General features: G+C 71.3%; 12 protein-coding genes. 8 read left to right on the plus strand and 4 right to left on the minus strand.

Translation table 11 applies throughout. The features are described from left to right. From O7618_RS29075 to O7618_RS29100, 6 genes are all read left to right on the plus strand, one after another. The gene (locus tag O7618_RS29075) at nt 1-1,722 is read left to right on the plus strand and encodes a sensor histidine kinase (protein ID WP_278109332.1); all 1,722 of its coding nucleotides are present in this window, start codon (nt 1-3) and stop codon (nt 1,720-1,722) included. Then, on the plus strand, nt 1,719-2,171 hold the full coding sequence (locus O7618_RS29080; protein WP_278109333.1) for a response regulator: 453 nt from the start codon (nt 1,719-1,721) through the stop codon (nt 2,169-2,171). The genes O7618_RS29075 and O7618_RS29080 overlap by 4 nt, the downstream gene beginning before the upstream one ends. After that, nucleotides 2,164-2,973 carry an inositol monophosphatase family protein gene (locus O7618_RS29085; protein ID WP_278109334.1) on the plus strand — a complete coding sequence of 270 codons (810 nt, stop codon included), beginning with the start codon at nt 2,164-2,166 and terminating at the stop codon, nt 2,971-2,973. The genes O7618_RS29080 and O7618_RS29085 overlap by 8 nt, the downstream gene beginning before the upstream one ends. Nucleotides 2,974-3,164: 191 nt before the next feature. Further along, a complete protein-coding gene (locus O7618_RS29090) occupies nt 3,165-4,133 on the plus strand; it encodes a hypothetical protein (protein ID WP_278110190.1) in 969 nt (322 codons plus the stop codon). A 36-nt stretch (nt 4,134-4,169) separates the two neighbouring features. Continuing rightward, complete coding sequence (locus O7618_RS29095) at nt 4,170-5,723, plus strand: fused MFS/spermidine synthase (RefSeq protein WP_278109336.1); 1,554 nt, start codon at nt 4,170-4,172, stop codon at nt 5,721-5,723. Between the two features lie 71 nt (nt 5,724-5,794). Further along, nucleotides 5,795-7,423 (plus strand): serine/threonine-protein kinase, encoded by a 1,629-nt coding sequence (locus O7618_RS29100; RefSeq protein ID WP_278109337.1) that lies wholly within the window; start codon nt 5,795-5,797, stop codon nt 7,421-7,423. A gap of 65 nt (nt 7,424-7,488) precedes the next feature. Here O7618_RS29100 and O7618_RS29105 read toward each other — a convergent pair whose 3' ends face one another. Beyond that, nucleotides 7,489-8,157: a TrkA family potassium uptake protein gene (locus O7618_RS29105; protein ID WP_278109338.1), complete on the minus strand. Its 669-nt coding sequence runs from the start codon at nt 8,155-8,157 to the stop codon at nt 7,489-7,491. After that, the gene (locus tag O7618_RS29110; protein WP_278109339.1) at nt 8,147-9,481 is read right to left on the minus strand and encodes a potassium transporter TrkG; all 1,335 of its coding nucleotides are present in this window, start codon (nt 9,479-9,481) and stop codon (nt 8,147-8,149) included. The genes O7618_RS29105 and O7618_RS29110 overlap by 11 nt, the downstream gene beginning before the upstream one ends. A gap of 106 nt (nt 9,482-9,587) precedes the next feature. On the opposite strand from O7618_RS29110, the gene O7618_RS29115 reads away from it, so the two are divergent. Then, nucleotides 9,588-10,706, plus strand: coding sequence for a glycerophosphodiester phosphodiesterase (locus O7618_RS29115; protein ID WP_278109341.1), 1,119 nt, complete (start codon nt 9,588-9,590; stop codon nt 10,704-10,706). Between the two features lie 219 nt (nt 10,707-10,925). Then, nucleotides 10,926-11,681 (plus strand): phage Gp37/Gp68 family protein, encoded by a 756-nt coding sequence (locus O7618_RS29120; RefSeq protein WP_278109342.1) that lies wholly within the window; start codon nt 10,926-10,928, stop codon nt 11,679-11,681. Nucleotides 11,682-11,706: 25 nt separating this feature from the next. Here the strand turns inward: O7618_RS29120 and O7618_RS29125 are convergent, their stop codons facing one another. Continuing rightward, entirely contained in the window at nt 11,707-11,979 is a 273-nt protein-coding gene (locus tag O7618_RS29125) for a hypothetical protein (protein WP_278109343.1), read from the minus strand. Between the two features lie 33 nt (nt 11,980-12,012). Beyond that, entirely contained in the window at nt 12,013-13,293 is a 1,281-nt protein-coding gene (locus tag O7618_RS29130; RefSeq protein ID WP_278103967.1) for an IS701 family transposase, read from the minus strand. Between the last annotated feature and the right edge of the window lie 13 nt (nt 13,294-13,306).

A 13,306-nucleotide genomic window follows, 5' to 3' on the forward strand; every position in this document is an offset into this window, starting at 1 on the left:
ATGAAGGCGTACCAGCAGGGGTGGACGCTGCGGCGGCGGGTGGTCGCGCTGCTCGGCGTGGTCCTGGCGTTGCTGCTCGGGTTGGCCGCGGCGGAGGCGGTGGTCGCCGCGAAGAACCGGCAGAACATCGACTCGGTGTTGCTCAAGACCGGCCCACTGCGGGTCCAGGCGCAGGAGTTGATGAGCGTCCTGCTGGACCAGGAGACCGCGGTGCGCGGCTACGCGGTGAACGGCGACCGCAACGACCTGGTTCCCTACCGGGAGGGCGTCGAGCGGGAGCAGGAGCTGATCGCCTCCATCCGTAGCCTTTCCGCCGGCTACCCGGACGTGCGCCGGGAGCTGGCCGTGGTCGAGCGGCAGACCACGCAGTGGCGGACCCAGGTGGCCGAGCCGGTGGTCGCGGCCACCGACCGTGGGGGGCCACAGGCCGGCCGGGCGCTGATCACCGACCAGACCCGCCAGCAGTTCGACGGAATACGAGGCGCGATCAACTCGCTCCAGGACGAGGTCCTGACCATTCGGAGGGAGACCGCCGAACGGGTCAACTCGACCAGCAACGCGCTGGTCGTGCTGCTGATCATCGCGGCGCTGGTGGTGGCGGTGGCCGGCGCGGTCATGCTGCTCTCGCTCGACCGGATCCTGATCCGCCCGCTGGCCGGCCTGGTCGGGCAGGTGCGCGAGGTGGCCGCCGGCGACTACCAGCACCACATCGCCGGCTCCGGCCCGCCGGAGTTCCGCCGGCTCGCCGACGACATCGACCTGATGCGGCAGAAGATCGCCCAGGAGCTGGACGAGGTACGCCAGGCCCGGGAGCGGATCGAGTGGGTCAACGACCAGCTCCAGAAGCAGGCCGAGGAGTTGACCCGCTCCAACCGCGACCTGGAGCAGTTCGCCTACGTGGCCTCGCACGACCTCCAGGAGCCACTGCGCAAGGTGGCCAGCTTCTGCCAACTGCTCCAGCGTCGCTACGCCGGGCAGCTCGACGAGCGGGCCGACCAGTACATCGCATTCGCGGTGGACGGCGCGCAGCGGATGCAGCGACTCATCAACGACCTGCTGGCGTTCTCCCGCATCGGCCGGCTCACCACCGGGTTCACCGAGGTCGACCTGAACCGGGTGATGGGCGACGTGGCCGGGCAGACCGAGGCGGCCCGCCAGTACGCCGACGCGGAGCTGACCTGGGACGAGATGCCCACCATCCGCGGCGAGGAGCCGCTGCTGACCAACCTGCTGGTCAACCTGGTCAGCAATTCGGTGAAGTTCCGCCGCCCGGGCGTGCCGTCGAAGGTGCACGTCTCGGCCCGGCTGGTCGACGGCGAGTGGGAGATCAGCTGCCGGGACAACGGCATCGGGATCGAGCCGGAGTTCGCCGACAAGATCTTCGTGATCTTCCAGCGGCTGCACTCCAAGGACGCCTACCCGGGCACCGGGATCGGGCTCGCCATCGTCAAGAAGATCGTCGAATACCACGGCGGTCGGGTCTGGGTGGACACCGATACCGAGGAGGGCACCACGATCCGGTTCACACTGCCGGCGTCGGAGGCCGACATCGAGGCCGCCGCCGCCGCGGAGCAGGCGGAGGCGGCCGGGTCGGACGAGGCCGCCGCCGAGGACGCGCCGGCAGACGTCGCGGAACAGCCGGACGGCGCGACCCGCGCGGAGTCGCCCGCGGAGACGGCCCGACAGGATACAAACGGTGGCATGAGGGAGACGGTGGGATGACCGCGCCGGCGGATGGTAAGAGCCCGATCGAGGTCCTGCTCGTCGAGGACGATCCGGGCGACGTGCTGATGACCCAGGAGGCGTTCGAGGAGCACAAGCTCCGCAACCGCCTGACGGTCGTCTCCGACGGGGCTGAGGCGCTGGCCTACCTGCGCCGCGAGGGCCCGTACACGGACGCGGTCACGCCCGACCTGATCCTGCTCGACCTGAACCTGCCCCGCCGCGACGGTCGGGAGGTGCTGGAGGAGATCAAGAAGGACGAGGTCCTCCGCCGGATCCCGGTCGTGGTGCTCACCACCTCGCAGGCCGACGAGGACATCCTGCGCAGCTACCAGTTGCACGCCAACGCCTACGTGACCAAGCCGGTGGACTTCGAACGCTTCATCTCGGTGGTCCGCCAGATCGACGAGTTCTTCGTCAGCGTGGTCAAGCTGCCGCCGCGTGGCTGACCCCCTGCTGGACGACGTCGCCGCGCTGCTGCGGGAGGCCGCGGCCGACGTCGTCGTGCCGATGTTCCGCCGGCTCGACCCGTCCGACATCTCCGAGAAGGCGCCCGGCGAGGTGGTCACCGTCGCCGACCGCGAGGCCGAGAAGCTGATCTCCGAGGGCCTGCGGCGGCTACGCCCCGGCTCGGTGGTGGTCGGCGAGGAAGCCGTCGCCGAGGATCCCGACCTGCTGCGGCACCTGGGCGGCAGCGGTGACGTCTGGCTCGTCGACCCGATCGACGGCACGTCCAACTTCGCCGCCGGCAAGCGGCCGTTCGCGTTGATGGCGGCGCTGCTCACCGACGGCGTACCGGTGGCGTCCTGGGTCTACGACCCGCTGGACGGCACGATGGCGGCCGGCCGGCTCGAGGCCGGGGTCACGCTCGACGGCACACCGGTGCGGACCGACCGGCCGGCGCCGGCGGCGGTCGCGCTGCGCGGCACCGCGATGACGAAGTTCCTGCCCGGTGACGTCCGCGGCGACGTCGAGGCCGGTGGCCGCCGGATCGGCGAGCTGCTGCCCGGCCAGCACTGCGCCGGTCGGGAATACCTGGACGTGCTCACCGGCGCGCAGCAGTTCGTGCTCTTCTGGCGCACGCTGCCCTGGGACCACACCCCCGGCACGCTGCTGGTCCGGGAGGCCGGCGGGGTGGCCCGCCGCTTCGACGGCACCGACTACCACCCCGCCGACGAGGGCCGGGGCCTGCTGGTCGCGGCCAGCCCGGAGATCTGGGACGAGGTGTACGCGGCGCTGCTGGCCCGGTGAGCAGCGGTACGCGACGCCCGCGCCACGCTGCGTCGACGATCCGGGTCGTCGACGGTCACGGATCTGGCGCGACGCGCCCGGTCCGGTATCGTGACCGCGGTTGACGGAAGGACCATCACGTGCCCAGGACCAGGCTCACCGGCCGGCGCGTCCGCCGGTCACTGCTGGCGCTGCTCGCCGCGACGGCCGTGCTGCTCGGCGCCGGCCTCGCCACCGCCGGCCCGGCCGCCGCCGCGCCCAGCCCGAACGCCCCCGACGAGGGCGACAGCAAGCAGCTCCGGGCGGCGCTGGAGGCCGCGGCGAAGGGGCACATCGACGCCCAGAACAAGCTGGACAACTCGAAGCGCCGCCAGAAGGAGTTGGCCGCCCAGCTCAAGGACATCGAGGCGCGCCTGGTCGGGTTGACCGCGCAGGCCGGCGAGGTGGCCGTGCAGTCCTACCGGCAGGGCCGGCTGACCCCGGTGTCGATGCTGCTGGCCAGCTCCGGGCCGAACGACTTCCTGCACCGGGCGGCCGAGCTGGACATGATGGCCCAGCGGGACAGCAAGCGCCTCGGTGACCTGGCCACCGCGAAGGCGCAGGCCGCCGAGTCGAAGCTGGCCCTCGACGCCGAGGTGCGCGAGCAGACCAAGCAGGTCGCCGTGCTGGCCCGGAAGAAGAAGGACGCCGAGGTGGCGCTCGCGAAGGTCAGCTCCGGCGCCGGCTCCGGCTTCAGCGGCGGCTCCTCGTCGGCCAAGCCGGCCCCGCGCAACTCGGACGGCTCGTGGCCGTCGGAGTCCTGCTCGGTGAACGACCCGACGCCGGCCAGCGGCTGCATCACGCCGCGCACGCTGCACATGCTCCAGCAGGCCAAGGCGGCGAGCTTCACGCGCTACGCCTCCTGCCACCGCAGCGGCGGCGGCGGCGAGCACCCCAAGGGCCGGGCCTGCGACTTCTCCGCCGCCAGCGGTGGGTTCGAGGACCGCACCGCCACCGGCGGCGACAAGGCGTACGGTGACCGGCTGGCGAGCTGGGCGAAGAGCAACGCCAACCGGCTCGGCATCATGTACGTGATCTGGTATCGGCAGATCTGGATGCCGAACACCGGCTGGCGGGCGTACAGCGGTGGGGGCAGCCCGGCCGCCGACCACACAAACCATGTTCACATCTCGATGTACTGACCTGAACCGCCAGGAACGCCGCGTACCCTCGCGACGGTGAGCAGCACATCGTCCGACATCGTCATCGGGCCGGCGACCGACGCGCCGGCACCGCCGCGCGCGCTGCCGAACGGGCTCGCCGCCTTCCTGGTCTTCCTCTCCAGCGGTGCGGTGCTGGTGCTGGAGACCGTCGCGCTGCGCCTGGTCGGCCCCTATGTCGGGGTGACCCTCCAGGTGACCAGCTCGGTCATCGGCATGGCGCTGGCCGCCATCGCGTACGGGGCGTGGATGGGCGGGTGGCTCGCCGACCGGCGGGACCCGCGCGCCCTGCTCGCCCCGGCCCTGGTGCTGGCCGGCATCGCCACCGCCGTCACCCTGCCGATCGTCAGGTACGCCGGTGAGGCGCTGCGCGGCGGCGCGGCGAGCGCGGTGCTCCTGCTGACCGCGCTGACCGTGCTGCTGCCCGCGGCGCTGCTGGCCGGGATCACCCCGCTCGTGGTGAAGCTTCAGTTGGCCGACCTGCGCCGCACCGGCCAGGTGGTCGGCAAACTCTCCAGCATCGGCACGCTCGGCGGGATCACCGCCACGCTGGGCACCGGCTTCATCCTGGTGGCCGCGCTGCCCAGCTCGGTGATCGTGTTGTCGCTGGCCGGGGTGCTCGGCGTGACCGGGCTGGCGCTCGGGTTCTGGCTGCGGCGGCGGGACGGCGCGGTGCTGTCGACGCCGGGGCGGGCCAGGGCGGCGCTCGCGCTGATCGGCCTCTCCGCCGCCGGGCTCACCGCCGCCGCGCCGAACCCGTGCGACGTGGAGACCGCGTACCACTGTGCCCGGGTGGAGGCGGACCCCGGCTCGCCGGACGGGCGCACGCTCTTCCTCAACTCGGCGCGGCACTCCTACGTCGACCTGACCGACCCGACCCACCTGGAATACTCGTACACCCGGTGGATCGGCCTGGTCGCGGACCTGGCTCGGCCGGCGGGGCAGCCGGTGGACGCGCTGCACCTGGGCGGCGGCGGCTTCACCGTGCCGGGCTACCTGGCGGCGACCCGTCCCGGCACCGACAACCTCGTCTTCGAGGTCGACGGCGGCCTGGTCGAGCTGGACCGGCGGGAGCTGGGTCTGCGCACCGGGCCCACGCTGCGCGCCGAGGTCGGTGACGCACGGGTGCTGCTCGGCGGCGAGCCGACCGACAGTCGGGACTTCATCGTCGGCGACGCGTTCGGCCACCTGGTGGTGCCCTGGCACCTGGCCACGAGGGAGATGGCCGTGGACATCCGGCGGGTGCTCCGCCCGGACGGGATCTACGTGCAGAACGTGATCGACTATCCGCCGGACCGGTTCGTCCGGGCCGAGCTGGCCACCGTCGCGGCCGTGTTCGACCACGTGGCGTTGATCGCCCCGCCGGGCGCGATCGCCGGGCAGCACGGCGCGAACTTCGTCATCGTCGCCTCGGACGTGCCGCTGCCGCTGGCCGGAATCCCCGCCGGGCTCAGGGGTCTTCCCGAGCCGGCCGAGCTGCTCGACGAGGCGAAGACGGCCGCCTGGGCCGGCGACGCGAGAGTGCTCACCGACGACTTCGCCCCGGTGGACCAACTGCTGGCGACCGCCTGATCGGGTGACTTTGCTGACCGATTACGACCGGACAGGTGTACCGGGGGCCACTTCGGGCAACTGCACCGACCATGGGTGCATCGGTCAGGAACGGCGTGCAGCTGCTGGGTGAGCGCTACCGCCTGGTCGAGCAGTTGGGCGCGGGCGGCATGTCGGTGGTCTGGCGCGGCTACGACGAGGTGCTCGGCCGGCAGGTGGCGGTCAAGGTGCTCGCCTCCCGGCTCGCCACCGACAAGGCGTTCCGGCACCGGATCCGCGTCGAGGCGCAGGCCGCCGCGCGGCTCTGCCACCCCAACATCACCAACGTGTACGACTACGGCGAGTCGGTCCAGGTCGGGCTGACCGTGCCGTACGTGGTCATGGAGCTGGTCGACGGCGGCCCGCTCAGCGGCCGGCTCGGCCGCGACGGGCAACTGCCCTGGCGGGAGGCGCTGACCATCGGCGCGGAGGTCGCCTCGGCGCTGGCCACCGCGCACGCCCGCGGCGTGGTGCACCGGGACGTGACGCCCGGCAACGTCATGCTCACCCCGACCGGCGTGAAGGTCGTCGACTTCGGCATCTCGGCGCTGGTGGGGGAGAGCGACAAGGGCCCGGACGGGGCGCTGCTCGGCACGCCGGCCTACCTCGCCCCGGAGCGGTTGGACAACGGTCACGTCTCGCCGGCCACCGACGTCTACGCGGTCGGTCTGCTGCTCTACCGGATGCTCACCGGCCGGCTGCCGTGGCAGGCCAGCACCACCACCGAGATGCTGCGTGCCCACATGTACCGCGACCCGGACCCGATGCCGCCGGTGCCGGGGCTGCCCGGTCAGGTCGCCGACCTGGTCCAGCGGTGCCTGGCGAAGCGCCCGGAGGACCGCCCGCCCACCCCCGGGGTGGCCCGGACGCTCGCCGAGGCGGTCGGGATCGCGTCGATCGTGCCGGTGTCACCGGCGTTCGGCGTCGTCGACCCGGCGCTGACCGAGAACGCCGACACCACGATCCTGCCCTGGTCGGCGGCGACCGACGCGCTGCCGTACTCGGCGATCCGCACCCGGACCCGGCGGTCGGCGGCGCGCCGGCGCAGGGTGGAGGCCGGGGTGGCCGCCGCCGGGCTGATCGCGGTCACCGCCGCCATGTGGGGGGTGACGTCGCGGAGCCCGGCCAGCGGTGGGGTGGAGCCGACGGAGGCGCGGATGGGGCTGCCCGAGCCGGCGCCCTGCGCGGTCGACTACTCGTTGCGCCGCGACACCGGCAAGGACTTCTCGGCCGAGCTGACGCTCACCAACACCGGCACCCGGGAACTGCGCGACTGGACGATGAGCTTCAGCTTCCCCGGTAAGCAGGCGGTCACCACGGCCCGGCCGCCGGCCCGCCAGGTGGGGCGGACCGTCTCGGTGGCGGCCCCGGCGGCGACCCCCGCGCTCGCGCCGGGCGCGTCGACGAAGCTCACGCTGGCCGGGCGCTACACCGGCAGCAACACGCTGCCGGTGGAGTTCGAGGTCGGTGGCCGGGCATGCGGGGTGCAGGTGTCGGGCATCGCCGGGTCGGTGCCGGTCACCACCGCGCCAAAAACCAAGGCGCCGGCCAAACCGCCCACGAAGACCACGAAGAGCACCGCCAAGAGCGGGCCGGCGAAGGCGAAGCCGGCGCCGAAACCCAAGGCGGAACCGCCGAAGCCCGGCAAGAAGGGCAAGGAGGGCGGCAAGGGAAAAGGGTAGGCGAAGCGCCGAAGGGGGGTGGGCCCGGCAAGAAGGGCAAGGGCAAGGGCCCGAAGGGCTGACGGTCAGGTCAGCGCCGCGAAGCGTTGCACCTGGGTGATGCTGCCCTCCACGATGAGCACGCTCTGCGGTGCCAGCACGGTGTCCGGGCCGGCATAGCGGAACGGCTCGCCCGGCAGCTTCGCGCCGACCACCATCACCCCGTACCTGTCGCGCGGGGCCACCTCGCGCAGCGCGCGCCCGACCAGCGGCGCCGGCACCCGGACCTTGGCGATCGCGAAGTCGTCGCCGAACTCGATGAAGTCGAGCATCCGGCTGACGATCAGGTGCGCCACCCGCTCGCCGGTCTCCGCCTTCGGGAACACCACGTGGTGCGCGCCGACCGAGTGCAGGATCTTGGCGTGCTTCTCCGAGGTGGCTCGCGCCCAGATCTGCGGGACGCCCAGCTCGGTCAGCGCCAGCACGGTGAGCACACTGGCCTCGACCGACGCGCCGATGGCGACCACCACGCGGGCGAAGGCGGCCACGCCGAGCTGGCGTAGCGCCACCTCCTCGGTGGCGTCGGCCTGCACCACCCGGTCCAGTTCGGCGGACCACCGCTGGACCCGTGCCGGGTTCCGGTCGATGGCGAGCACCTCGTGGTCCAGGCGCGCCAGCGCGCCGGCCAGGTGGTAGCCGAACCGGCCCAGGCCGATCACGACGACACCGGCGTCGTCCGAGTGTCTAGCCGACAATGGGTTGCTCCTCCGGATAGCGGTACAGGCGTCGTCGGGTGTTCAACGCGATCGCCGACCCGAGGGTGAGCGGTCCGATCCGGCCGATGTACATGAGCACGACCAGCAGGTACTGGCCGGACTCCGGCAGTCGCTGGGCGAGGCCGACGGTGAGGCCGGTGGTGCTGAACGCGGAGGTGATCTCGAACAGCGCGGCGTAGAGCGGCACCCCCGTGGTCAGGCCGATCAGCCCGACCGTGCCGGCGGCCACCAGAGCCAGGCTGAGCAGGGCGACCGTCAGCGCCTGCCGCTGGCTGGCCCGGGACACCCGGCGCCGACCGACGGTGGTGTCCGGCTCGCCACGCAGTTCCGCCCAGATGGCGAAGCCGAGCAGGAAGAACGTCGAGACCTTGATGCCACCGGCGGTGCTGGCGCTGCCACCCCCGATGAACATCAGGCCGGTCAACATCGGGTAGCTCTCCTCGGTGAGCCGTCCGACGTGGATCACGTCGAAGCCGCCGGTGCGGCTCAACGCGATCTGGGCGAACGCGGCGAGCACCTTGCCCGGCACGTCGAAGGTGCCGAGCGTGAACGGATTCGCCCATTCGGCCAGCAGCAGGTAGCCGGAGCCGGCGGCGGTGAGCACCACGCTGCCCCAGACGGTGAGCTTGGTGGCGACCGCCCACCGGCGGGGTCGTCGCCACTCGCGTACCGCCTCGAACAGCGCCGGGAAGCCGAGTCCACCGATGATCGCGCCGACGCTGAGCGGCAACGCCACCCACGGGTCCCGGGAGAACGCGACCAGCCCGTCGGTGTAGAGCGTGAAGCCGCCGTTGTTGAACGCCTGGACCGAGTGGAACACCGCCGACCAGAGCGCCCGCCCGGGCGGGTAGTCGTAGACCAGCCAGAAGCGACCGCCGACCACGGCGGTCATCAACGCCTCGGTGACGAACACGGTGGCCGCGATGCGCAGCAGCAACCGGCGTACGTCGCCGAGGCCGAACTCGGCGGTCTCGGCCTGCACGAGCAGTCGGTTGCGCAGGCCGAGCTGCCGGGAGACCGCCAGGATCACCAGGGCGGCGCCGCTCAGGATGCCGAGCCCGCCGAGCTGGGTCAGCACGGTGATCATCGCGAGTCCGAAGTGGTTCCAGTAGTTCGGCGTGTCGGTGACCTCCATGCCGGTCACCGACACCGCCGAGGTGGAGGTGAAGAGCGCGGTCAGGAACGGCGTCCAACGCTGGTGGCTGGTGGCCCAGGGCAGCATGAGCAGCCCGGCGCCGACCAGGATCACCGCCAGGAACCCGAGCGGCACCAGCCGTACCGGCTTCCGGAGCAGACGGCGCACCACGTCATCTTCCGTCCGGAGATTCACCGGCAGGTCAGGAACCGACCAACTGGACGTCAACCACGCCGGGTCTGCTGGGCGTACCCATCGACGACAGGAGACTGCGTTGCGACGTACCCTTTCCGCCCTCGGCGTGGCCGGCGCGCTGCTCGCGGCGGCGGCCGTGGTGGTGCCGGCCGTGGCCGCCCAGGCCGGCCCGGACGCCCGCGCCGACCGTCCCCGTGCCGCCCCGCGACCGCTGGTGATCGGCCACCGGGGCGCGAGCGGCTACCGCCCGGAGCACACCCTGGAGTCCTACCGGCTCGCCATCCGCCAGGGCGCCGACTTCATCGAGCCGGACCTGGTCTCGACGAAGGACGGCGTCCTGGTGGCCCGGCACGAGAACGAGATCTCGGGTACGACGGACGTGGCCGCGCACCCCGAGTTCGCCGCCCGCAGGGCCACGAAGACCATCGACGGGGTGACGGTGACCGGCTGGTTCACCGAGGACTTCACCCTGGCCGAGTTGAAGACGCTGCGGGCCAAGGAGCGGCTGCCCCAGGTGCGGGTCACCAACACCGCCTTCGACGGGCAGTTCGAGATCCCGACGTTCCAGGAGGTCGTCGACCTGGCCCGGACCGAGTCGAAGGCCCGCGGCCGGACCATCGGCGTCTACCCGGAGACGAAGCACCCGACCTACTTCGCGTCGATCGGCCGCGCGCTGGAGGAGCCGCTGGTCGCGGTGCTCCGCCGGAACCGGCTGACCCACCGCGACGACCCGGTCTTCGTCCAGAGCTTCGAGACCGCCAACCTGCGCAAGCTCGACAAGATGATCGACGTGCGGCTGGTCCAACTCATGGACGCGACCGGGGCGCCCTACGACTTCACCGCGGCCGGCGACCGCCGGACCTACGCCGACCTGGCCACCGCCGCCGGCCTGGCCTGGGTGTCCCGGTACGCCGACGGCGTCGGCCTGAACAAGAACCTGATCGTGCCCCGTGACGCCACCGGTCGGCTGCTCGCGCCGACCTCGGTGATCCGCGACTCGCACCGGCTCGGCCTGGTGGTGCACGCCTGGACGTTCCGCGCCGAGAACCAGTTCCTGCCGCTCGACTTCCGGCTCGGAGCCGACCCGAACGCGCGCGGCGACATCACGTCCGAGTACGAACTCTTCTTCGGCCTGGGCCTGGACGGCGCGTTCGCCGACCAGCCCGACACCGCCGTGGCGGCCCGCGCCGGTCGCTGACGTCTGCTCACCAGTGGGGGTGCCCGCGCTCGCGTGGGCACCCCCACTGCTCCTTGTCGTCGGCGAGGTCGTCGGCGAGCACGCCCGACGGCCCGCCACCGGGCCGTTGGGGAATCGTTCAGACAATGAAGGCGAGAGATCGGTCGGAAAGCGGCCTCACCCTTCCCATGCGTACGGATGTTCGACAAGATGGGCACTTCGCGATCGGGAGGAGGGCGCATGGCAGACAAGAGCGCCATCGAATGGACGGAAGCAACCTGGAATCCCACCACCGGTTGTGACCGCATCTCCGCCGGCTGCGACAACTGTTATGCGTTGACCCTGGCGAAGCGCCTCAAGGCCATGGGCTCGACGAAATACCAGACCGACGGCGACCCGCGTACCTCCGGTCCCGGGTTCGGTGTCGCCCTGCACGCCGATGCCCTGGACGTTCCGCGCCGCTGGCGTGACCCGCGCACCGTTTTCGTCAATTCCATGTCAGACCTATTTCATGCCAGGGTTCCCCTCGACTACGTCCAACAGGTGTTCACCGTGATGCGCGAGACGCCGCGGCACACCTTCCAGGTGCTCACCAAGCGAGCGGCGCGATTGGCGAAGGTCGCTCACCAGCTCGACTGGCCAGCGAATGTCTGGATGGGCGTGAGCGTCGAGGACGGCACGCACCAAGAGCGGGTCGACCAGCTGCGGGAGGTGCCGGCCGCGGTGCGCTTCATCTCGGCGGAGCCGTTGCTCGGCCCACTGTCGGACCTGAATCTCGACGACATCGACTGGTTGATCGCAGGCGGAGAATCTGGGCAGGGCTGCCGGTCGATGGACCCGGCGTGGGTCCGTGACCTACGGGATCAGTGCAGGTCTGCCGGCACCGCCTTCTTCTTCAAGCAGTGGGGCGGGCGTACGCCGAAGATCGGGGGTCGGCTGCTGGACGGCCGGACCTGGGACGAGATGCCACTGCCCCGCACGCTCGCGTCGGCCTAGGGAGCGCAGAGGTCTAGCGATCCCGTCACGGGCGCCAGACGACCTCTTTCCAGAAGTCGCCCGTGCCGGGTCCGCTGATCTGTCCCTGCCGGTGCAGCGCCTTGACGGCCTGCCGCACGTGCGGGGCCCAGGCCTGTCCGAGCACCTCACCGTAGACCTCAGGCACGCGATCCACGATCTTGAAAGACGCATGCTGTTCCAGCATCTTCACGAGGTTCCGCTCGATCGTCCGCGACCAGCGCGGAGCGTTCTCGGCCTTGTACTGCTCGGCATCGAAGACGGGGCCGTCGCCGAACAACGTGTCACCTAGTACGGCAGCCGCCATTCGTGATCATGGTGGGAATTCGAGGTTGAGGCGGCGGGCGTAGTGGGCTCGTTTGGCTCGTGCTTGGTGTCGGCGTCGCCATGTTGACCAGCGCAAACGGTAGGCGATGCTGCGGGTCGGCCGGATGAGCAGGATGTTGATCAGGCGGCGGATCTCGTTGACGGTCAGCTCGATCATGTCGGGTTGACCGTGACGGTCTGCTGTTCGGGCGTCGGCGGCGCAGATCGCGAGGACCGCGAGGGCTGCCAGGGCCAGGGTGGTGAACCGGTGCCAGGACGTCCAGCGGCGGACTTGGTGCTGGTCAAGACCGACCTGACCCTTTCCGGCCTGGAACGATTCCTCCACGACCCAACGAACTCCCGCTACCCGCACGAGCTGGGCGAGGGTGGCCGGGCCGGGTGTCCAGCAACGGTAGAAGGCCAGCTCACCGGTGGTGTTGTTGCGGCGGATCAGCAGACTGTGCCGGCCGTCGTCGTCCGAGTCGCCGTCGGCGCCGACGTCGGTCAGCCATGCCCAGTCGTAGAACCGTGGCCCTTTCGACCCGTCGCCGGCACTGCGCCGGGTCCACGCGGTGGCAGGCAGGTCGGCGGCCAGCCGGTCGGCGCGACAACGGGTCTTCCCGCCGTCGATCGGCACGAGATGATCGCAGGAGACCGCCAGGACGTAGCCGAGGCGCAGTTTGCGCAGTTCACCCCGCAGCCGAGTGTTGTTGCCGTAGGCCTCGTCCGCAGCGACCCATCGGGCCGGGACCAGGGCTTGAACAGCGGCGGTGATCATGTCGTCGGCCAGCTCGGATCGGGTGGCGAACGCGACGTCGTCCGGGACGCCGGCCTGCTCACACCGCTGTCGATCGTCGGTCCAGGACTTCGGTAGGTAGACCCGGCGGTCGATCAGGGTGTGGCCGTGTCTGCTCGCGTAGGCCAGGAACACGCCAACCTGCGCGTTCTCGATCCGCCCGGCGGTGCCGGTGTATTGGCGCTGGACACCGACGGTGTGCACACCTTTTTTCAGATCGCCGGTCTCGTCAACGACGAGGACCCCGTCGGGGTCGCCAAGCCGGTCGACGACGACCTGTCGCACGTCGTCACGCACCGCGTCGGCGTCCCACTTCGCCCGATACAGCAACCTCTGCATCGCGTCCGGCCGGCCATGCCCGGCCTGCTCCGCCAACTGCCAACACGTCTTGATTTCGATATTCGTGAGCAGCCCTGTCACGAACGCCGCCGCCGCCCGCCGCGGCTCCACCCGCCCGAACCGTCCCGCGAACGCATCGCACACCCCGGCCAGGACCTGCCGCCAC

Origin of the sequence: Micromonospora sp. WMMD980, from assembly GCF_029626035.1 — a bacterium.
Lineage (GTDB): Bacteria > Actinomycetota > Actinomycetes > Mycobacteriales > Micromonosporaceae > Micromonospora.

Coding starts and splice junctions, on each gene's coding strand:
- O7618_RS29075 (WP_278109332.1), top strand. CDS start 1: ATGAAGGCGTACCAGCAGGGGTGGACGCTGCGGCGGCGGGTGGTCGCG.
- O7618_RS29080 (WP_278109333.1), top strand. CDS start 1,719: ATGACCGCGCCGGCGGATGGTAAGAGCCCGATCGAGGTCCTGCTCGTC.
- O7618_RS29100 (WP_278109337.1), top strand. CDS start 5,795: ATGGGTGCATCGGTCAGGAACGGCGTGCAGCTGCTGGGTGAGCGCTAC.
- O7618_RS29120 (WP_278109342.1), top strand. CDS start 10,926: ATGGCAGACAAGAGCGCCATCGAATGGACGGAAGCAACCTGGAATCCC.